Genomic DNA, 19532 nt, shown 5'->3' on the forward strand with positions numbered 1-19532 from the left:
TTAGGGGCGTCGCCAAGTGGTAAGGCACCGGGTTTTGATCTCGGCATCCGTTGGTTCGAATCCAGCCGCCCCTGCCATTCTTCTTATTTTAAAGACAGACTTAATTGCCTTGCTTTTTGTTGATTATCCTTGACATTGCATTGCAAAAATATTAAAGTTCTGCCGCATTAGGGGCGTCGCCAAGTGGTAAGGCACCGGGTTTTGATCTCGGCATCCGTTGGTTCGAATCCAGCCGCCCCTGCCATCTACTTCATTACATACCAACCGCCAAGGGTGCTTCATGCCCAATCTTGTCGTTTTTAGTGGAAATGCTCATCCACAGTTCGCTCAAAAAGTCGTAAGTCACTTACATATCCCTCTAGGTGCTGCATCAGTCGGTCACTTTTCTGATGGAGAAATTTCAGTAGAAATTACTGAAAATGTTCGTGGTAAAGACGTATTTATCGTTCAGCCTACTTGTGCCCCTACCAATGATAACCTTATGGAAATCTTGGTTATGGCAGATGCTTTGCGTCGTGCAAGTGCTGGTCGTATTACCGCTGTTATCCCTTATTTTGGTTATGCTCGCCAAGACCGTCGTCCACGTTCTGCACGTGTGCCGATTACAGCTAAAGTTGTTGCAGACATGCTTACCACTGTTGGTATTGATCGTGTCGTAATGATTGACTTACATGCTGACCAAATTCAGGGCTTCTTCGATATTCCAGTCGACAACATCTATGGTACTCCTGCTTTGCTTGCTGACTTACGTCAACAACAACATGATAACCTTATGGTGGTTTCTCCTGACGTTGGTGGTGTAGTACGTGCTCGTGCTGTTGCCAAACAGATGGGTGATATCGATTTAGCAATCATCGACAAACGTCGTCAAAAAGCCAATGAGTCGCAAGTTATGCACTTAATTGGTGATGTAAAAGATCGTGATTGCGTTATTGTAGATGACATGGTTGATACTGCTGGTACATTGTGTAAAGCAGCTGATGCGCTTAAACAATTCGGTGCACGCCGTGTTGTTGCTTATGCAACACACCCTGTACTTTCAGGTAAAGCAATTGAGAACTTACGTAACTCAGTCATTGATGAGTTAGTTGTAACTGACACAATTCCTCTTTCTGAAGAAGCATTGAACTTAGGTAAAATTCGCCAAGTTTCTGTTGCTAGCATGGTTGCTGAAACGATTCGTCGTATTAATAACGAAGAATCTATCAGCGCGATGTTCGATAGTTTATAATATTGCAGCTTTTCTTAACCCTGGCTTTGGCTGGGGTTTTCTATCACTAAACTGGTCGCAAGTTTAGTTTATTTAATCTTTAATGAGGATTTATCTCATGGCAAACTTCGTATTCAACGCTCAAGCGCGTGCTGAAGACAAACAAGGGAAAGGTGCGAGCCGCCGCCTTCGTCGCGAATCTTTAGTTCCAGCTATCATCTACGGCGGTAACGCTGAGCCTGTAAGTGTAACTTTAGAACTTCGTGAGCTTGTAAAAGCTTTAGAAAGCAATGCTTTCTTTGAAGAAGTTGTAGAAATCAAAGTGGGCGACAAAGTTGAAAACGTTAAAATCCAAGCGTTACAACGTCACCCATCTAAAAACACTCCTATGCACGCTGACTTCAAACGCGCATAAGTGTTTAAAGGCGTAAATTAGTGTCAAATATTTCGCTAATTGTTGGTTTGGGCAATCCTGGTTCAGAATATGCCCAAACCCGCCATAATGCAGGTTTTTGGTTCGTTGAACAGCTTGCAGATAAATATGGCATTACATTAAAAAATGATCCAAAATTTCACGGAATCAGTGGTCGTGGTAATATAGAGGGGCATGATGTTCGCTTACTTCTACCAACGACGTATATGAACCGTTCCGGTCAAAGTGTTGTTCCTTTCTCAAAATTCTATCAAATTGCTCCTGAAGCAATTCTGATTGCTCATGATGAACTTGATATGAACCCTGGTGTAATTCGTCTTAAAACAGGCGGTGGGCACGGTGGTCATAACGGTTTACGTGATATTGTCCCACATATTGGTCCAAACTTTCATCGTTTACGAATTGGTATTGGACATCCAGGTTCAAAAGAAAGAGTTTCTGGGCATGTACTTGGAAAAGCGCCAAGCAGTGAACAAAGCTTAATGGACGGAGCAATTGATCATGCTCTCTCTAAAGTGAAGTTACTTGTTCAAGGACAGGTATCACAAGCTATGAACCAAATTAATGCGTATAAACCAGCTTAAATTGTTGAACAATCAAGCTTGCTATCTTGCTTTTTTAGGAGCAAAATGCGCATCAGCCACCTTGCCAGAACGGCAAAGGCAAAAGATTTCACTATAAGATCTTCTTAGGTCTACTCAGGAGACGCTAGCCATGCTATCTCGTTTATTAAAATGCAAAATTCACCGTGCAGTTGTAACCCATGCTGAACTTCACTATGAAGGTTCTTGTGCAATTGATGGCGTATTGATGGATTTAGCTGGTATTCGTGAATACGAAGAAATCCACGTTTGGAACGTAACTAATGGCAAGCGCTTCACAACTTACGCGATCCGTGGTGAAGACAACTCTGGCATTATTTCAGTAAACGGTGGTGCTGCTCACCAAGCAGATGTTGGTGATTTAGTTATTATTGCTACGTTTGGTGACTTCACAGAAGCTGAAGCAAATGCTCACAAACCACGTTTGGTCTATGCAAATCCAAATAATACAGTCAACCACACAGCGAACTGCATTCCTGTACAAGTTGCCTAATTAAAGATTAAAAAAAACAAGAAAGCCCGTAATACGGGCTTTTTTTACAGTGTCTATAAACTCTTAACCGCACCCTTCCACCAACTTTGCTGCTGCTTACAATTTAAAGATTGTAGCTTTTCTCCTCGTAAATCAAACAGAATCGCCTCACCCTTTATATTTACCTTAAATTCAGCGTATTTTGCTTTTTCATAGCAATGAGCTAGACCTTCGGCAAATAAGAAGCTTCTAGAAGCTGGGTACAAAGCCTGCAAACGATTTTCAGGATTTTTTAAAATTAAGCTTTGCCCAGCAGATGAATTATTAGTGTCTAAAATTGTACGAATTACTCGATTTTGTGAATCTAAAATAACTTTTGCTGGAATATTTGCATGATTAAAAATCACTTGATCTAAAGCATCACCTTCGCTTACTGATGGTGATTTAAGAGATTGTAAATTTAATTCATACGCCAGCGCCATGTAGTCGCCTTGTAAAATAGAGCGAGGGTCAACTGGCTTAAGCTTAATAAAAATACTTTTACTCTGATGCAGGTGCCATTCATTTTTTACAACTAATCCTGCAAAGAATAATATGGTAACGAATGCAAGAATAAGAGAGAAATACTTTTTCATTAATTTTCTCCCTCAACAAAATTGCTCTTAGCTTCTTGTAGGAGCAACCTATATAAAGCCAACAATATAATTCCTGACACCAAGATTGATGCACTTTTAGCTAGAAAACTTAATTGCAAACTGTAATAAAGTTGCCAAAGTACAGTAGCGAACACAAGAAGTGTAATACCGTAAACAATGCGATCTTTATTTTTTAAAGCCCATGTCAAAATTACAAATAGAATGAATACATCAAAATAGCCGAGTGCAATAAGTACTATGCCAAAAATTAAAAAAGCAAAAAAAGTTATACTGTGAAGTTGCCTATAGAGATAAAAAAAACTAAAGCACAATAACCATAGACTTGGTAAGACATAGAGAAACCATAATGACTGATCAGCCAAATCAAGCAATGCTAACCCTATAAAATTATCAAAGAATGAGTTCACCAAAATCACAGCAAGTACGCATAAAAAGATACTCCGCTCATACGATACAATTGCTTTATTCCCTATCAGCAGTACTAAGCTAAAGATGAAATAGTTAAGTAAAGTTAAATTAAAATAAGTTTGAACAGAGTTTACTGACCATATTGAATGGTCTAGTTGCAATAAATAGAAAAATGCTATTCCATAAGTTGCGAGCATTTGAATTAAAATAAAGAACCAATGAGGCTTAAGAAAATAACTAATACATAGAATAAAAATCTGGGCAATCAACACCCATAAAATTTGATTTGTTTCAGATCCAAAATGGAATAAAAAAGCAGTTTGGCCACTAATAAATAAACAATATGCAAATTGCCGAATGAAATAATTTTGAGATTTTGTCAGTAAAGTTATAGCTATAGCAACAAAGATGATGCCAATAATTAAAGAAATAGTCTCCCAAAATACGAGTGTAAATGCTGCAAGTGCTAAACCAGCAAGCCAAGCACCAATTGCTAAAGGAATGACATAAAAACGGCTTTGGCGAAAAATTCTTATTAAGAAATAACTAATAAGTGCAAACCAAGTAAAAATAATGCCCGCAATCAGTAAAAAAATGAACTCATTAGAATCTTTAAATAAATGATTAATCCCATCTACAAGCCATATTGTTGCAGTCACGCCAAGAACAGCAGCCATTAAACTGGCACATAATTGATCATTTTTTTTGAAGAAATAATAAAAAGCGATTATTCCTAAAAAGAAAGCCGAGATCAGATAAGGAATGTTTGTATTCGATAAGTATTGAATCATTCCAATGATTGAAATGACAGTAAACCAAGCGATAAAAACAAAACGTAATGCACGATACTTCTTTATACAGACCCAAAACTCGATAAGGCTTAATAAATTTAGAGTGAATAGATATAAATAAGGAAATTTTTCTGCCCAAAAAGTCTGTCGAAAAAATAAAAAAAGTGTAAGTTGGCTGGTAATGCAAACTAAAGTAAAAATACCAATATTAGGTCGATATAACCAAGGTAATAAAAGCAAAGTCCAAATCAAGAACAATAAATAACTGTCTGCACCTGTTTGATAAACTTGTCCTATTACAGCCAAACTCAAACCGATCATCAAACCACAAATACCATGTAAAGTCTGCCGAACTCCCTCGCTTAAGGTATCTGTTACACTCACCCAAGCGGTGACAAGTAATATAACAGGTGGAATGCTGAGTTGAATGCTATCAGGAAACATCAACCAGTTAGCAGCAATCAAATACAGAATACTTACCGCCATAAATAGATAACTAAAAATATGGAGATGCTGAATAAATAAAGTATTCCTAAAGGGATAATAGTCTCTAATCTGCATGAAAAACCTGTTTTATTTATAATTTTCTATAAAAAACATAGCATTCACTTTAAAAACCAACAAGTAAGCTCTTGTTAAAAAACCTATTTCGATTTCTAAAAATACTTATTCATAATGAGACTTAGCATTCTACAAAAGCATCTAGCCAATTTTGCCAAGCGCGCTATAATAAAACCCATCGCTTCAGGGCGGGGTGTAATTCCCCACCGGTGGTAAAGTTAATTTTCATATATAAATTAACAAGCCCACGAGCTTAAATTATGTAATTTGAGCAGATTTGGTGAAATTCCAAAGCCGACGGTATAGTCCGGATGAAAGAAGACGACGAACTGGGATAAATCCGTTTTATTTCAGTGCCAGCCTGTTTTTACATCAGTCCTGAAATGTTCAACCGTATTTTTACGAGAGCGTTTCATTATGTCTAGCTTAATTCAACCAGAACTTTTTTTCTCAGCCCTCTCTCCTGCTGAACAACGCATTCAACAAGCATTAGAAGATATCCGTCAAGGCAAACCTGTCTTGGTGATGGATGACTTTGACCGTGAAAATGAAGCAGATTTAATTGTTGCAGCAGAAACTCTAACTGTTGAGACCATGGCACGTATGATTCGTGATGGCTCAGGTATTGTATGTTTATGCCTGACAGAAGAATTAGCAGATCATTTAGATCTTCCACCAATGGTTTCTCAAAACTCAAGTCAGTTTCATACTGCATTTACAGTGACCATTGAAGCCGCTCAAGGCGTTACTACTGGTGTTTCTGCTAAAGACCGTGTAACAACGATTAAAACTGCTATTAAAGATGGTGCTGTTGCAAGTGACTTAAATCGTCCTGGTCACGTTTTCCCATTACGTGCACGTAATGGTGGCGTGCTTAGTCGACGTGGTCATACTGAAGGAACAATTGATCTAGCCAGATTAGCTGGTCTCAAACCTGCTGGTGTGTTATGTGAATTGACTAATCCAGATGGCACTATGGCATCAGGCATTCAAGTTTTAGCATATGCACAAACTCATCACTTAACCGTGATTACGATTGAAGAACTTGTTCAATACCGTCAACAACACGGTATTTAAATAAAAAAGGTTTGGCTTTAGATCAAAGCCAAACCTATAAATTAAAACTTATTTATATTTAAGAAACTTTCTTTTGTGCTGCGAGTTCTTCAATATAGTCCAAAAGCTCAGAGAACTGATTAATCATTGCTTTTGGCTGTGCTTGAGCAAGTTCCTCTGCTGTTCCATAGCCATAAGTCACAGCTACCGCCTCAATACCATTGTGACGAGCACCTAAAACATCATATTGACGGTCACCTACCATTAAACACTCTTCTGGATTTAATTGCTCATGCTCAAGAATATAATGAATAAGCTCAGCTTTATTGGTCCGCTCACCTGTCAATTCACTTCCATAAATATGTACAAAATATTGACTTAATTCAAAATGATCTAAAATTCGTTTCGCATAAATCGTTGGTTTAGCAGTAGCAACAAATAAACGATATCCTTCGTCTTTTAAAGCGCTCAGTGTTTGTACTACAGATGGATATACTTCATTTTCAAACAGACCAATGACCGAGAAACGCTCACGATAAGCCAATAAAGCTTGTTCAGCTAAATCATCATCTTGAGTAGCCAATAATTTTGCAAGTGATGGTTTTAAAGGCGGGCCAATGGTCCAATCAATATTTAAATCGGCAGCTAATGGATAGCCAAGCTTGTCCATTGCATAGCGAATTGAAGTATGGATACCAACTTTAGGGTCTGTTAAGGTTCCATCTAAATCAATCAAAATATGTTTTATAGCCATTCAATCATTAACCCAGTAAAGTATTTAGTTCAATTGGTCGAGAGTTTAATCAAACTCTCTTATACTAACGTAAATTTAAATTGAAAAGGAAATAACCGTGCGTCCAACCGTACTTTGTTTCTCGGGTTTAGACCCTTCAGGTGGTGCAGGTTTACAAGCCGATATCGAAGCAATTGGACAAAGTGGTGCCCATGCAGCAATTGCATGTACTGCCCTCACCATTCAAAACTCACAACAAGTATTTGGCTTTGAAGCAACCTCAAAAGAACTATTACTAGCTCAAGCAAATGCCGTGGTAGATGACTTACCCATTAAATGTGTTAAGTCAGGTATGCTTGGCACCACAGATAATATTGCTGCACTTGCTGAATTTTTACGTGTTCATCCTGACTATCAATATGTACTTGACCCTGTTTTAGTTGCAAACAGTGGTGGTTCGTTAGGAGACCAAGCAACTTTAGTTAAAGCATTTGTTGAACTGATTCCCCTAGCGACTCTTATTACGCCAAATACAGTCGAATTACGTGCACTAACAGGTATTGACGACGTAGAACAAGCAACAGAAAAGCTGTTTCAAATGGGTGCTAAAGCTGTATTAGTGAAAGGCGGTCATGAGGATACCCCTGACTTCATTAAAAATAGTTTATATATTGATGGTGAACTTGCAGCGAGTAGTAGTTGCCCTCGCCTTGAAGGTGAATATCACGGCTCAGGTTGTTCATTAGCAAGCTTTATTGCAGGTCGCTTAGCTTTGGGTGATTCTTTAAAAATTGCAGTACAACATGCAGAAACATGGCTATTTGGTGTTTTGAAAAATGCTGAAACGCCTGTACCCAATGGACAAAAGATTCCAAAACGATTTTAACAACAAAATAAAAAGGCGCTTTAAGCGCCTTTTTATTTATTCCAATTACTGAGGAATACGTAAAACTTGTCCAGGGAAAATCTCATCTGGATCTTTTAGCATTGGTTTGTTTGCTTCAAAGATTTTTTGATATTGGTTGGCATCACCATAAAATTCTTTCGCAATTTTTGAAAGATTATCACCTGATTTTATCGTATAAAATTTACTTTCTGGCTCAGGAGTAGCAACCGTCATTTGATCATCTACTTGCGCAACGTGGTCTACGTTACCAACAATAAGAATAATTTTTTCTTTGTCTGCTTGGCTTTGTACTTGACCATGAAGCGTCGCAGTATCAGTTGAACCATTATATGTTACAGATAGGCCTTCCACCCCTAAGCCTAAACTTTTAATTAATCCTAATAATTTATTTGCCACTTCTTGTGCAGAAGGTTCTGCTGGTGTTGCTGGAGCTGGTTGTGGTTCTGCTGGTGCGGTATTTTTTTTACCAATACCTTTTACAAAATCAAAAAGACCCATCTTTTAGTCCTCATATTATTGTTTATAGTAAAGTCATTAAACTGACCTTTATTGTTATACTTGAAAAAAGAGACACCTCTGCTATCAATTGAGGTTGATCTTGTAAAAATATGTATCCCTATCAATGATTTTGATTAAATAAAAAAAGCCACCTTACGGTGGCCTTCTTTTTAATCAGCAATATGCGAATTAACCAAGTTTTTTAGTTACATAGTCAATTGCAGATTGAACTGTAGTGATTTCGTTTGAATCTTCATCAGGGATAGTGATGTCGAAGTCATTTTCGAAAGACATAACAAGTTCAACTAAATCTAAAGAGTCAGCACCCAAGTCATCCATGAAAGATGCTTCGTTTTTAATCTCTTCAGCTTTAAGACCAAGTTGTTCTGCAACTGCTTGTTTAACGCGTTGTTCGATATCGCTCACAGGAATTCTCCTCATTGCTTGTGGCGTTTGATTTGCCACTAGTTTAATTGAATATAAAAATTTTTAAAAGTTTATACATCGGCGTTAGGCCATGTATAAACCACCATTTACATGTAATACCGTACCGGTAATGTAACCTGCTTTATCACTTGCAAGGAAACTCACCGCATTTGCGATATCTTGTGGCTCACCTAAACGATTTAAAGCCACTTGATCACTCATTTTTTTGCGAATGTCTTCACTAAGTGCATCTGTCATTTCTGTTGCAATAAAACCTGGTGCCACACTGTTTACAGTGATTTGGCGGCTACCCATCTCTTTTGCAAGGCTACGGCTGAATGCTTCAATACCTGCTTTAGCAGCAGAGTAGTTTGCTTGGCCTGGGTTTGCAAAATGAGCAACAACAGAACTGATATTAATAATTCGACCAAAACGTGCTTTCGTCATGCCCTTAAGTACGCGTTTAGATAAACGATAAACGGCTTTAAGGTGGATATTGAGAATGTCATCCCAATCATCTTCAGACATACGAAGCAACAAATTGTCTTTCGTAATACCTGCATTGTTAACGAGAACAAGTACAGGACCATAATTCTGTTCAATATGAGACACTACTGCTTCAATCTCATCGAGATTACGCACGTCTAGCGCCAAACCTGCACCTTGTTCACCAAAGCTATCTGTTAGCTTTTGTGCACCAGATTCAGAAGTCGCAGTACCTACGACAAAATAACCGTCTTGAATAAGTTGCTGGGCAATTGCAGCGCCAATGCCCCGACTCGCGCCCGTTACTAATGCAACTTTGCGTTCTTGTGTCATGCAATTTTTCCTTCTGCCACTAAAACAGCATTTAGGGCATCTTCCATTTTGCTCTTACTATCAATAGAAAAAGCTTTTTCAATATTTGGTAAACGCTTTGCGAGATTACTCAATACTGTACCAGGACCACATTCAACAATGTACTGAATACCTTGGTCTTGAAGAGACTGCATGGTACGTGTCCATTGCACAGACTCGTACAATTGTGCTGTTAATGCCTGACGTAATTGAGCAACATCGGTAGCAATTCCCGCGTTGACATTTTGTATTACAGGAATGGTAGGCAGCTCAATGGCAGTTTGTTCCAAAGCTTCTGCAAATTTTTCTGCAGCAGGCTTCATCAATGAACAATGCGAAGGTACAGAAACTGGTAAAGCAATTGCTTTAGCAGATTGTTCTTTTGCCAATGCCATCACTTGCTGTACAGATGCAGTACTGCCCGCAATTACAACCTGACCTTGTGAATTATAATTTGCAGCTTCAACTGAACCTTGACCTGATGCAGTTACACTATGGCATAGTTCAACTACTTTATCATCGGCCAAACCAAGAATTGCAGCCATCGCACCTTCCCCTTGAGGAACAGCACTTTGCATGAGTTTTCCACGCAAATTAACTAATTTAACTGCATCTGCCAAACTCATTGAACCCGCTGCAACCAAAGCGCTGTATTCACCTAAAGAGTGACCAGCAAGGTATTTAGGCGCTAAACCACCCAAATCTAACCAAAGACGCCATAAAGCGATGCTAGCAGTTAATAATACAGGTTGGGTGTTTTGTGTTTGGTCTAAACCTTCACCACTTTGCGCAATGTGCCAAAGATCAAATCCTAGCGCGTCTGAAGCTTCAGCAAAAGTTTGCCCAACTCCACTAAACTGTTCTGCGAGTTCAGCGAGCATACCAACTTTTTGTGAACCTTGACCTGGAAACACAAATGCAGTTTTTGTGGCTAAAGCTACTTGTTCAAGACGTTTAGCAGACATAAGAAATCCTTTTTGGGTTTTCACTCATTTCTCTGGAGCGGAAATTTAACATTTAATTTGTATATTTATAATTGCGAAAAACAACAAAAAAAGGGAGCTTTCGCTCCCATTTTTTCTATACTTAAGCATCACGCTTAATGCATATCATGCAATTATTCAGCATCAGCTGCTTTAGCGAATAATTGGCGACCACGGTAGAAACCGTCTTTAGTCACGTGGTGACGACGATGAGTTTCACCAGTTGCTTGGTCTACTGTTAATGCATTCTCGGTTAAAGCGTCATGTGAACGGCGCATGTCACGGCGAGAGCGACTTTTACGGTTTTGCTGAACGGCCATGATGGCTCCTTACAAAGATCGAAAAAATGGATCAGAACAAATTCAGTTGTCTTATCTCATAATCATAACACAAATTATGAGTTAAGTTTACCCTTCAAACCTGCCAAAACATCAAACGGGTTATCCCGTTTCTCTTCGACAACGTTCTGAATGGTAGGTTGATGTTTATGTTCACAAGCATCATGCTTGGGAGATAAAGGCATCAACAATAACAGTTCATCTTCTAGTAATGCGAGCAAGTTAATCGAAGCAGGTGTATCAAAATCACCTTTTGTCGAAGACTCACTTTCACCTAAAACGATGAAATCAGCATCCTCATCCAAGCGCTCTATCAGTGACTCATCATCTACAAGTGCAATATGAAAGTCAGAAACAATTGGCATTTCAACAGGTTCCAAACAACGTTGGCACTCCATTGGAACTTTTGTTTCCATATGACCTTCTAACCACACAATGCGATGATATGCATCCATTGATAGCTTACAGTCTATGTTGATCAATTGGTTATCAATTGATCCAACAGCTTCACGAGCAATACGAGTAAGACGAGACAATGGCAGTTGACCTGACCATGTAAAGCCTTGCTCAGCCCATTTAAACGGCTCAATCTGTGCCGGAAAGGTATTTGCTGACATAATTAAGGCGGCAATTCTACAAATTCATCGGTACTCTGTCAAAGATTAAGATACAATTTTGTACTTCTTTAGACAGAACTCGGGGTAAATTAAGCAATGCACCTGTTGCAGCCGCAACCTGAAGTTAACACTTCATTACTCGTTTGCACCCATTCAACTCACCAAAACACTCTTTTACCTGACATGATGCAACTCTCACCATGGCCAAGCTCAAAATTAGAGTCTGAGCAAGTTGATTGGCTTATTTTACACTTTAATCACTGGTTTTCCCACCATAATGTGACATTAGTTCGTGGAGAATTTGAACCAGAATATTTCCCAGCAAACGAACATGAGCCAGCCAAAATTCAATTTGCCCATGGTTTTTTCAATAGTGCCCTGCATGAAATTAGCCATTGGACAATTGCAGGCGCAAAACGTCGTCTGTTGCCTGATTTAGGGTATTGGTACGCCCCAGATGGTCGAACTAAAGAACAGCAAGATTTATTTGAACAGGTGGAAATTAAGCCGCAAGCGATTGAATGGTTATTTTCCCATTCTTTTGGCAGAAAATTTAGAGTCTCACTCGACAACCTGACAGGTGATGGCGGGGATGGCAAAAAGTTTAAAGATAATGTTTATACACAAGTACAACGCTATTTTTCTGGAGAAGCTAAATTACCTGTTGATGCAGCGCGATTCATTGAATGTATTTGCCAATGTACGCGAGCAGGTGCAGCGTTACAATCAAGTGAATTTAAACGTGAACTCCTTGATTAAATGACAAAAAAACTACGTAAGTTACTTGCTTCCCAAGTTTGAAAAGTCTAATACTATTTTTAATACTGGCGTGATGGAGTCTCTAAAATATGCTGCATTTACATGTACATCCTGAAAATCCACAGCAACGCCTCATTGACCAAGCGGTTGAGCGTATTCGTGCAGGCGATGTTGTGGTCTACCCGACCGATGCCGCCTATGCAATCGGATGCCAGATTGGTAATAAAAATGCGATGGAACGTATTGCCCAGATTCGTGATTTAGGCCCTAAGCATCAATACGCAATTATGTGTTGTGATTTATCAGATATCGCGACTTATGCAAAAGTTGATAATGCGACTTATAGATTATTAAAGGCAAATACACCTGCTGTTACGACTTTCATTTTACCTGCAACAAGTGAAGTTCCACGCAGGTTAATGCATCCTAAAAAGAAAACGATTGGTTTACGTATTCCAAGTAACCCAATTTGTCAGGCTTTATTAAAAGAACTTGGTGAACCTTTACTGACAAGTACACTAATTTTACCAGGACACGAAGACCCTCTTGATGATCCTTACGATATTGAAAATCAGTTAGCTAAACGGATTGATGTATTTATTGATGGTGGGTTTGGAACTTTGACAACCACCAGTATTGTTGATTTATCGGGTGAACATCCAGAAGTTATCCGTCATGGTGCAGGAAACGTAAGTGCTTTCGAATAAGCACTTATCCTCCTTTTTACCAACAGTTAAAAAAAAAGTATTATCAAGAAAAAAAATACTCTTTATTTAGTTTGGATTTTTTTTACACTTTAGTCGTTAAGCAATTTATTAAAAGTCACAATTCCTTTAGAATGTTTTGCACTATCTGCTGTTCTTCTGCTACAGCTCTTATTGACTTGAAAACAAGTCTCATGCTTTTGAAAATTCGCGTGGCTTATAATCGTAATGAACCAATCACTTCATCAATCCATGGAAGACGTTCCACACATCCGTGTTTTAGATGAGTGGCACGACACGATTCCTGAAGATCTTTATATTCCTCCAGCTGCCTTCGAGATTTTACTTGAACAGTTTGAAGGACCGCTCGACTTTTTAATTTATCTGATTCAGAAAAATGGTTTCGATTTGGTTCAGCTCGATATCGCCCCTATTGCCACTCAATATTTAGCTTATATGGATAGCATGAAATCCCTAAATATTGAGCTGACTGCCGACTACATGGTCATGGCTGCTTTATTGGCCGATTTGAAATCTCGCTTACTTTTACCTAAGCCAACTGTTATTAGTATTGAAAAAGATCCTAAACAGGATCTGATTGATCGACTTGAGACTTATTTACGTATTAAGCAAGCTGCTGAGCGTTTAGGGCAAATGCCGGTTCTTGACCGTGATACATTTAGTGCCAATGTAAGTTTAGGGCATATCGCACCTGTTTATGAAGGTTATGATGTTTCGGCGTTACATGATGCTTTGTTTTGCGTATTTAACCGCCCAGAACCTGTAACACATACAATTGCACAAGAGCCTGTACTGTTAGAAGAACGGATTGCATATATTGAAGAGAAATTAGAGTCAGGCGACGTGTTAAGTTTTAAAGAATTACTAAATCCGCAACAAGGTCGTATGGGCATGGTTGTAACTTTTATGGCTGTGTTAGAGTTAACCCGACAACAAAAGATTAAAATTATTGCGACAGGTGTTGAAGCTCCATTGGCTATTCAAGGGGCTGCGGCATGAGTTTTGAACAAAATAATACCGATTTGTCATTAGCTGACATTCATCACGAAGTTTTATTGCAACTTGAAGCGATTATTTTTGCCAGTGAAGCACCTGTTTCGATTGCTCGTTTAAAAGAAGCTTTTAATAATCAATATAACAAACAACAGCTTCGTCAGCTTTTACAACAACTTGCCCTCTTACAACATGGCCGCTCTATTGAGTTGATAGAAACTGCGCAAGGCTTTCGTTTTCAGGTAAGATCCAAATATCGCAATATTATTGCGCAGATTTGGCCAGAGCGACCAACAAAACTGTCGCCATCTTTACTAGAAACGTTGGCTGTCATTGCGTATCATCAACCAGTCACGCGTGCTGATATTGAACAAATTCGTGGTGTATCTAATAATAGTCAGATTCTCAGAACGCTATTTGACTGGAACTGGATTAAAGAAGCCGGTTTTAGAGATTTACCCGGAAGACCTGCGTTGCTAATTACAACGCCTCAATTTCTGAATGCTTTTGGTCTAGCCTCTTTAGGCCAATTGCCTCCCCTACAGAACGCCAAGGAAGCATTTATGGCTCTCGATGCAAATGCACCGAAATCATAAAGAGGTGGACTGTTGATCATTATGTCTAAGGTTGTGCTGTCATGAGTGAAAAATTGCAAAAAGTATTAGCGCGAATCGGATTAGGTTCCCGTCGATATATGGAAGAGGTTATTGCCGCAGGACGCGTGAGTGTAAACGGCAGCGTTGCCCAAGTGGGTGAACGCATTGAACCAGGCGATGAATTACGCATTGATGGTCGTAAAGTTCAGTTTCAAATCGAAGACGAAATTCGTCGTCGTGTACTGATTTATTATAAACCTGAGGGTGAAATTTGTTCACGTAATGATCCTGAAAAACGTCCAACCGTATTTGATCATTTACCACAAATTGCAAATGATCGTTGGGTAATGGTAGGTCGTCTGGATATTAACAGTACAGGTTTATTATTATTTACAAATGATGGTGAACTTGCTAACCGCTTAATGCACCCATCCAATGAAATTGAACGTGAATACGCTGTACGTGTAATGGGTGAAGTAACACCAAAACTACGTCAAAACATGGTGAATGGTGTAGAGCTTGAAGATGGCCCAGCTAAATTCGAATCTTTCTCTGAAATTGGTGGTGAAGGTATTAACCGCTGGTATCAAGTTGTGGTGAAAGAAGGTCGTAACCGTGAAGTACGCCGTATTTTTGAATCACAAGGCCTTAAAGTAAGTCGTTTATTACGTACTCGCTACGGTACTGTGATTTTACCACGTGAATTACGTACTGGCCGTTGGATGGAACTCGACAAAACTGATATCGACAACTTAGCAAAATCTGTTGAGTTAAAACCGCGTCAAGGTACAGGCTTATTTGGTATGGCGAAACGTCGTACTGACCGTATGACTGAAAAGCCAATGGCAGCGCGTCGTGGTGGCTATTTACGTCAACAACGTCGTGATGATGAAAAAGAAGCACCAGCAAACACCGGTAATCAGCGTAAATCGACTGGTCTTAACCGTGGATTTAAAAAGTTCTAAGCTCAGCTTTTGAATTAAAAAACCGCTCAAATTTAGAGCGGTTTTTTAATAGTTTGTTGTCAAATTAACTCATTTTTGCTAATTCAATCCACTCTGCTTCTGGAAAGTGAATAGCTAAATAATCTTTCAAGTAATTTGAAGTATCTTTAGAAATTAATGGATCTTTTGATTCATCTTTTAGATTATAAACTAGAGCCTTTAATTTCAGCCCACGAGACTTAAGCGCCTCAAGACTAAGTAAAGTATGGTTAATACTTCCTAGACGACCAGAAGTTACTAAAATAACGGGGAATTGATGCTGAGCCACATAGTCAATGGTGAGTAGACTGGTGGTTAAGGGCACCATTAAGCCCCCTGCACCTTCTAACAATACAATTTCAAAACGCTCGGCCAATGTTTGAGTCGCATTTTCAATTTTTTGAAAATCAATTTCTCTATTATCCAAGCGTGTTGCTAAATGAGGTGAAGCTGGATAGCTGAAGATTTCAGGCATAGTCAGCTTATCGTGATCTTCCTGAAACCAACCTTGTCCCATAATTTCACGATGCTTCTCGATGTCTTCAGAAATATCAGCATTACCTGTTTGAATGAGTTTTTGGGTAATTACTTTTTTACCTTGCTCAGTCCATAATTTTGCTAAAAAACCTGTCGCGTAAGTTTTACCAATTTCAGTATCAATCCCACTGACAAAATAGATCTGACCACTCATTTACTTCACTCTCCGGGCAATACAATAAATCGGATGGTATGTTAGGGCATATCCCTCGGCCTGCTTAAACCGATCATAATCTTGATAAAACTGCTGTAAACTTTGCTTAGTCCAACGATGTTGAGCGGTTGCCGTTACACCTGTTGCTTTCAAATGTTGTAATACAGCTTTAGGCGAATCAAAATAGAGCTGAGTTTCTGATTCAGATAAATGCAAAACTTCAAAACCAGCCTGAGTTAAGGTATTGTTCCAACTTTCAAGATTCCAATAACTTAAACCTTGTCCAGTTAGCTCTTTAATTTCAAATAGGTTCTTAGGGCCAAATGTTGAAAAGCATAGCCAACCACTGTCATTTAAAGCATCATTACAACGCTTAAGCAAACGCGGTAAATCTTGCATCCATTGCAAAGCCGAACCTGAAACAATCATATCGAGCTGTTGGGGCAAATCTAAAGTTTCAATATCCCCAATCAACCATTTCAAATTTTCTTGATGATTGAAGTGCGTCTGCACCTCTGAGTACAGATCATTCAAAATTAAATCTTCAATTTGAAAAGCTTCAACAAGCAGACGAGTTAAATTGCCAGAACCACAACCAATTTCAAAAACACGTGACATCGTACTTGGGCAAAACTGCTTTAGTAAGCCCGTTAAATTTTGGCAAATTTGTTTTTGAACAACCGCATGCTCTGAATAGCTTTGCCCTGCTTTAGCAAAACGCTCGGCAACTAAGTTTTTATTCAGACTCACAGAAAACTCACCAGTGCTTCAAGCTCGCGTTGTTCGACCATTGACGTTAAAGAAATACGCAAACGTGAACTATTTTTAGGTACTGTTGGTGGGCGTACAGGCATGGCATAAAAGCCGCTTTCTTGAACGTGTTTTGCCTTATCGATCGCAGCCTGACTCTCTCCCACAATAATTGGAACAATATGACTAGTCGACGGACTTACATAACCCTTTTGTACAACAGCTTGTTGAAGATATTGGCTAATATTTTTTAAGTGTTCACGCTGAGGTTGAGCAACTAATACTTTTTGGAATATAAAGTTTACCCAGGCTACAATAATAGGAGGTTGAGAGGTCGTAAAAATAAGCGGACGCATTTTATTAATGAGATAATCTTTAATAATTGGATCGCAAATAATGTAACCACCGACTGCTGCCAATGCTTTACCGAAGGTACCAACTAGAAAATCAATTTCCTGAATGACATTATATTGTTCAGCACATCCCAAACCTTGCTGACCACGTACACCAATTGAGTGTGCCTCATCGACATAAAGCATGGTTTTAGCAAAACGTTTTTTAAGCTGGACTAATGCAGCTAAGTCCGTTTCATCACCATCCATACTAAAAATACTTTCTGTGACCACAATGATTCGTTCAATCTTGTCATCATCATGATACTTTTGCAGAAGTTGTTCTAAGTGCTGTAAATCGTTATGGCGATAACGTACATACTGCGCACCAGACAACCGAATCCCGTCAATCATACTGGCATGGACTAATTTATCTGCCAAAATTAAAGTTTTGCTATCAGAAACAGCTGGCAAAATACCAATATTCATGTGATAGCCACTATTAAATAGTAAAGCCGACCGACCACCAAATGCTTGGCTTAGGCTATTTTCCAACTGTTCATATTCATCAAAGTTACCCGTCAATAAACGGGCCGATGAAGAACTAAAATAGCTCCGCTCTAACGGCAAGCTATCTAAAAACTCTTGACGAAGATTAAGATCAGCCGCCAGTCCAAGATAATCATTTGAAGCTAAGTTGAGCATTGTTTTATTTTGAATAGTAATAAAACGGTCATGCTGCACATTTTGAGTAAATTGTCTGAAATTACCTTGTTGTTTTAACTCATCTAACTCGGTAGCAAAATGATCAAGCAATGACATATTAATGCGCTCCCTGCAATGTTTTAACAACTTCAACCAATTGTTCAAGCAAAACGCTTAGCTCTTGTTGAGTAATAACATAAGGTGGCATCACATAAACCAGTTTGCCAAAAGGGCGAATCCAAATTCCACGGTCTACAAATTGTTGCTGTAAAGTTTTCATATCAACATTAAAGGTGAGCTCTACTACGCCAATTGCACCCAGCACTCGTACATCAGCAACATAATCAAGCTGATTTAAAGGCACTAAATGTTGGCTAAGCTGTTGTTCAATTCGCTTAATATTGGCCTGCCAATCTTGCTCAATTAATAATTGCGTACTTTTTAAGGCAACAGCACAAGCAAGCGGATTGGCCATAAAGGTTGGGCCGTGCATAAATACTCCAGCCTCACCGCGACTAATCGTTTCTGCGACATGCTTTGTAGTTAAAGTCGCAGATAACGTCATATAGCCGCCTGTTAATCCTTTACCTAGGCACATAATATCTGGTTCGACTTGAGCATGTTCCCACGCAAAAAGCTTACCGGTACGGCCAAAGCCAGTAGCGATTTCATCAAAAATTAATAACAGATGATATTTCTCACAAAGCGCCTTAGCCTGACGTAAATATTCAGGATGATAAAAACGCATGCCCCCTGCACCTTGAACAATTGGTTCAATAATGAGTGCGGCAAGATGTTCATGATTTTGCTGAATGGCTTGTTCTAGCTCGGCAATATCTTTTTGGTTCCATTCTTCATGGAATTTAGTTTGTGGTGCAGCCACGAAAAGACGGTTCGGTAAGCTGGTACCAAAAATTTGATGCATACCTGTAACTGGATCACATACAGACATCGCATTCCATGTATCACCGTGGTAACCAGAACGTGTGGTAATAAAATTTGTTTTTTGTGGTTGGCCTTGGGCTGTCCAAAATTGCACAGCCATTTTCAAAGCAACTTCAACGGCAACCGACCCTGAATCTGCATAGAAAATTTTATCGAGACTTGGCGGTGTAATTTTTAAAAGAATTTTACCAAGTTCAATCGCAGGATCATGGGTTAGCCCACCAAACATGATATGTGACATGTTCTGTAATTGATCGGTCACTGCCTGATTGAGTTCAGGATGATTATAGCCGTGAATTGCACACCACCAAGAGGACATGCCATCAATTAAAGTTCTACCATCATCGAGTTCAATGGTCGCACCATAAGCACGCTTAACTTTGAATGTTGGTAACGGTTGGGTCATTGAAGTATATGGATGCCAAATATGTTCCAAATCAAAATTATCGGTCATCCTCTATACCCTTTTACAGCGTTCAAATCTCTCATTGAACACATGTTAAACCTGTTAATAATGAAAGAAAA

At 39.0% G+C, this 19532-nt stretch carries 24 protein-coding genes, 2 tRNA genes and 1 riboswitch; of the genes, 13 read left to right on the forward strand and 13 right to left on the reverse strand.

Annotated elements, in window-relative coordinates; genetic code table 11:
- Positions 1-2 precede the first annotated feature (2 nt).
- The 6 genes from B554_RS0103795 (at position 3) to panD (ending at position 2738) form a co-directional block, all read left to right on the forward strand.
- Positions 3-77: transfer RNA gene (locus B554_RS0103795), tRNA-Gln, on the forward strand.
- 92 nt (positions 78-169) lie between these two features.
- Positions 170-244, forward strand: a tRNA-Gln gene (locus tag B554_RS0103800).
- Positions 245-280: 36 nt separating this feature from the next.
- Positions 281-1231, forward strand: a complete 951-nt coding sequence (locus B554_RS0103805; RefSeq protein WP_002050293.1) for a ribose-phosphate pyrophosphokinase — start codon at positions 281-283, stop codon at positions 1229-1231.
- 97 nt (positions 1232-1328) lie between these two features.
- Positions 1329-1625, forward strand: coding sequence for a 50S ribosomal protein L25 (rplY, locus tag B554_RS0103810; protein ID WP_002050375.1), 297 nt, complete (start codon positions 1329-1331; stop codon positions 1623-1625).
- A 20-nt stretch (positions 1626-1645) separates the two neighbouring features.
- Positions 1646-2227 carry an aminoacyl-tRNA hydrolase gene (gene pth / locus B554_RS0103815; protein ID WP_002050315.1) on the forward strand — a complete coding sequence of 194 codons (582 nt, stop codon included), beginning with the start codon at positions 1646-1648 and terminating at the stop codon, positions 2225-2227.
- A gap of 130 nt (positions 2228-2357) precedes the next feature.
- Positions 2358-2738, forward strand: coding sequence for an aspartate 1-decarboxylase (gene panD, locus B554_RS0103820; protein WP_004703382.1), 381 nt, complete (start codon positions 2358-2360; stop codon positions 2736-2738).
- Between the two features lie 53 nt (positions 2739-2791).
- Here the strand turns inward: panD and B554_RS0103825 are convergent, their stop codons facing one another.
- A complete protein-coding gene (locus B554_RS0103825) occupies positions 2792-3352 on the reverse strand; it encodes a GDYXXLXY domain-containing protein (RefSeq protein WP_019457031.1) in 561 nt (186 codons plus the stop codon).
- The gene (locus tag B554_RS0103830; RefSeq protein WP_019457032.1) at positions 3352-5133 is read right to left on the reverse strand and encodes a DUF2157 domain-containing protein; all 1782 of its coding nucleotides are present in this window, start codon (positions 5131-5133) and stop codon (positions 3352-3354) included. The genes B554_RS0103825 and B554_RS0103830 overlap by 1 nt, the downstream gene beginning before the upstream one ends.
- A 176-nt stretch (positions 5134-5309) precedes the next feature.
- Positions 5310-5460: riboswitch (FMN riboswitch) on the forward strand.
- Positions 5461-5550: 90 nt separating this feature from the next.
- Between B554_RS0103830 and ribB the strand changes: the two genes are divergently transcribed.
- Positions 5551-6210 (forward strand): 3,4-dihydroxy-2-butanone-4-phosphate synthase, encoded by a 660-nt coding sequence (gene ribB / locus B554_RS0103835; RefSeq protein WP_019457033.1) that lies wholly within the window; start codon positions 5551-5553, stop codon positions 6208-6210.
- Between the two features lie 58 nt (positions 6211-6268).
- Here the strand turns inward: ribB and B554_RS0103840 are convergent, their stop codons facing one another.
- Positions 6269-6943: an HAD-IA family hydrolase gene (locus B554_RS0103840; protein ID WP_019457034.1), complete on the reverse strand. Its 675-nt coding sequence runs from the start codon at positions 6941-6943 to the stop codon at positions 6269-6271.
- Positions 6944-7040: 97 nt separating this feature from the next.
- Between B554_RS0103840 and B554_RS0103845 the strand changes: the two genes are divergently transcribed.
- Complete coding sequence (locus B554_RS0103845; RefSeq protein WP_019457035.1) at positions 7041-7808, forward strand: hydroxymethylpyrimidine/phosphomethylpyrimidine kinase; 768 nt, start codon at positions 7041-7043, stop codon at positions 7806-7808.
- A 45-nt stretch (positions 7809-7853) separates the two neighbouring features.
- Here the strand turns inward: B554_RS0103845 and lysM are convergent, their stop codons facing one another.
- The 6 genes from lysM to B554_RS0103875 all read right to left on the reverse strand — a co-directional run bounded on the left by lysM (position 7854) and on the right by B554_RS0103875 (position 11528).
- Complete coding sequence (gene lysM, locus B554_RS0103850; protein ID WP_004703391.1) at positions 7854-8327, reverse strand: peptidoglycan-binding protein LysM; 474 nt, start codon at positions 8325-8327, stop codon at positions 7854-7856.
- 189 nt (positions 8328-8516) lie between these two features.
- Positions 8517-8753, reverse strand: a complete 237-nt coding sequence (gene acpP / locus B554_RS0103855) for an acyl carrier protein (protein ID WP_001279871.1) — start codon at positions 8751-8753, stop codon at positions 8517-8519.
- Positions 8754-8837: 84 nt separating this feature from the next.
- Positions 8838-9572, reverse strand: coding sequence for a 3-oxoacyl-ACP reductase FabG (gene fabG / locus B554_RS0103860; RefSeq protein ID WP_000191300.1), 735 nt, complete (start codon positions 9570-9572; stop codon positions 8838-8840).
- Positions 9569-10555, reverse strand: a complete 987-nt coding sequence (gene fabD / locus B554_RS0103865) for an ACP S-malonyltransferase (RefSeq protein WP_019457036.1) — start codon at positions 10553-10555, stop codon at positions 9569-9571. The genes fabG and fabD overlap by 4 nt, the downstream gene beginning before the upstream one ends.
- Before the next feature lie 152 nt (positions 10556-10707).
- Complete coding sequence (rpmF, locus tag B554_RS0103870) at positions 10708-10893, reverse strand: 50S ribosomal protein L32 (protein WP_000290730.1); 186 nt, start codon at positions 10891-10893, stop codon at positions 10708-10710.
- A 74-nt stretch (positions 10894-10967) separates the two neighbouring features.
- Positions 10968-11528, reverse strand: a complete 561-nt coding sequence (locus B554_RS0103875; protein ID WP_019457037.1) for a YceD family protein — start codon at positions 11526-11528, stop codon at positions 10968-10970.
- A gap of 96 nt (positions 11529-11624) precedes the next feature.
- On the opposite strand from B554_RS0103875, the gene B554_RS0103880 reads away from it, so the two are divergent.
- The 5 genes from B554_RS0103880 (at position 11625) to rluB (ending at position 15566) form a co-directional block, all read left to right on the forward strand.
- Positions 11625-12287 (forward strand): elongation factor P hydroxylase, encoded by a 663-nt coding sequence (locus tag B554_RS0103880; protein ID WP_019457038.1) that lies wholly within the window; start codon positions 11625-11627, stop codon positions 12285-12287.
- A gap of 89 nt (positions 12288-12376) precedes the next feature.
- Positions 12377-12994, forward strand: coding sequence for an L-threonylcarbamoyladenylate synthase (locus B554_RS0103885; protein ID WP_019457039.1), 618 nt, complete (start codon positions 12377-12379; stop codon positions 12992-12994).
- A gap of 225 nt (positions 12995-13219) precedes the next feature.
- Positions 13220-14011, forward strand: coding sequence for a segregation and condensation protein A (locus B554_RS0103890; protein ID WP_019457040.1), 792 nt, complete (start codon positions 13220-13222; stop codon positions 14009-14011).
- Positions 14008-14601: an SMC-Scp complex subunit ScpB gene (scpB, locus tag B554_RS0103895; RefSeq protein WP_004703403.1), complete on the forward strand. Its 594-nt coding sequence runs from the start codon at positions 14008-14010 to the stop codon at positions 14599-14601. Before B554_RS0103890 ends, scpB begins: the two co-directional genes overlap by 4 nt.
- A gap of 41 nt (positions 14602-14642) precedes the next feature.
- Complete coding sequence (gene rluB / locus B554_RS0103900) at positions 14643-15566, forward strand: 23S rRNA pseudouridine(2605) synthase RluB (protein WP_004703404.1); 924 nt, start codon at positions 14643-14645, stop codon at positions 15564-15566.
- Between the two features lie 64 nt (positions 15567-15630).
- Here the strand turns inward: rluB and bioD are convergent, their stop codons facing one another.
- Genes bioD through bioA form a run of 4 tightly spaced genes read right to left on the reverse strand, consistent with a single transcriptional unit; the run spans position 15631 to position 19461 of the window.
- Positions 15631-16275 (reverse strand): dethiobiotin synthase, encoded by a 645-nt coding sequence (gene bioD, locus B554_RS0103905; protein WP_019457041.1) that lies wholly within the window; start codon positions 16273-16275, stop codon positions 15631-15633.
- On the reverse strand, positions 16276-17025 hold the full coding sequence (gene bioC / locus B554_RS0103910) for a malonyl-ACP O-methyltransferase BioC (protein ID WP_019457042.1): 750 nt from the start codon (positions 17023-17025) through the stop codon (positions 16276-16278).
- Positions 17022-18179: an 8-amino-7-oxononanoate synthase gene (locus B554_RS0103915; RefSeq protein ID WP_019457043.1), complete on the reverse strand. Its 1158-nt coding sequence runs from the start codon at positions 18177-18179 to the stop codon at positions 17022-17024. The genes bioC and B554_RS0103915 overlap by 4 nt, the downstream gene beginning before the upstream one ends.
- Before the next feature lies 1 nt (position 18180).
- Positions 18181-19461 carry an adenosylmethionine--8-amino-7-oxononanoate transaminase gene (bioA, locus tag B554_RS0103920; protein ID WP_019457044.1) on the reverse strand — a complete coding sequence of 427 codons (1281 nt, stop codon included), beginning with the start codon at positions 19459-19461 and terminating at the stop codon, positions 18181-18183.
- Positions 19462-19532 lie beyond the last annotated feature (71 nt).

The sequence above is a fragment of the Acinetobacter sp. GG2 genome, assembly GCF_000292385.1.
In the GTDB taxonomy this organism is placed as follows: Bacteria; Pseudomonadota; Gammaproteobacteria; order Pseudomonadales; family Moraxellaceae; genus Acinetobacter; species Acinetobacter seifertii.

Coding starts and splice junctions, on each gene's coding strand:
- B554_RS0103805 (WP_002050293.1), top strand. CDS start 281: ATGCCCAATCTTGTCGTTTTTAGTGGAAATGCTCATCCACAGTTCGCT.
- rplY (WP_002050375.1), top strand. CDS start 1,329: ATGGCAAACTTCGTATTCAACGCTCAAGCGCGTGCTGAAGACAAACAA.
- panD (WP_004703382.1), top strand. CDS start 2,358: ATGCTATCTCGTTTATTAAAATGCAAAATTCACCGTGCAGTTGTAACC.
- B554_RS0103825 (WP_019457031.1), bottom strand. CDS start 3,352: ATGAAAAAGTATTTCTCTCTTATTCTTGCATTCGTTACCATATTATTC.
- B554_RS0103830 (WP_019457032.1), bottom strand. CDS start 5,133: ATGCAGATTAGAGACTATTATCCCTTTAGGAATACTTTATTTATTCAG.
- ribB (WP_019457033.1), top strand. CDS start 5,551: ATGTCTAGCTTAATTCAACCAGAACTTTTTTTCTCAGCCCTCTCTCCT.
- B554_RS0103840 (WP_019457034.1), bottom strand. CDS start 6,943: ATGGCTATAAAACATATTTTGATTGATTTAGATGGAACCTTAACAGAC.
- lysM (WP_004703391.1), bottom strand. CDS start 8,327: ATGGGTCTTTTTGATTTTGTAAAAGGTATTGGTAAAAAAAATACCGCA.
- fabG (WP_000191300.1), bottom strand. CDS start 9,572: ATGACACAAGAACGCAAAGTTGCATTAGTAACGGGCGCGAGTCGGGGC.
- fabD (WP_019457036.1), bottom strand. CDS start 10,555: ATGTCTGCTAAACGTCTTGAACAAGTAGCTTTAGCCACAAAAACTGCA.
- rpmF (WP_000290730.1), bottom strand. CDS start 10,893: ATGGCCGTTCAGCAAAACCGTAAAAGTCGCTCTCGCCGTGACATGCGC.
- B554_RS0103875 (WP_019457037.1), bottom strand. CDS start 11,528: ATGTCAGCAAATACCTTTCCGGCACAGATTGAGCCGTTTAAATGGGCT.
- B554_RS0103880 (WP_019457038.1), top strand. CDS start 11,625: ATGCACCTGTTGCAGCCGCAACCTGAAGTTAACACTTCATTACTCGTT.
- B554_RS0103885 (WP_019457039.1), top strand. CDS start 12,377: ATGCTGCATTTACATGTACATCCTGAAAATCCACAGCAACGCCTCATT.
- B554_RS0103890 (WP_019457040.1), top strand. CDS start 13,220: ATGAACCAATCACTTCATCAATCCATGGAAGACGTTCCACACATCCGT.
- scpB (WP_004703403.1), top strand. CDS start 14,008: ATGAGTTTTGAACAAAATAATACCGATTTGTCATTAGCTGACATTCAT.
- rluB (WP_004703404.1), top strand. CDS start 14,643: ATGAGTGAAAAATTGCAAAAAGTATTAGCGCGAATCGGATTAGGTTCC.
- bioD (WP_019457041.1), bottom strand. CDS start 16,275: ATGAGTGGTCAGATCTATTTTGTCAGTGGGATTGATACTGAAATTGGT.
- B554_RS0103915 (WP_019457043.1), bottom strand. CDS start 18,179: ATGTCATTGCTTGATCATTTTGCTACCGAGTTAGATGAGTTAAAACAA.
- bioA (WP_019457044.1), bottom strand. CDS start 19,461: ATGACCGATAATTTTGATTTGGAACATATTTGGCATCCATATACTTCA.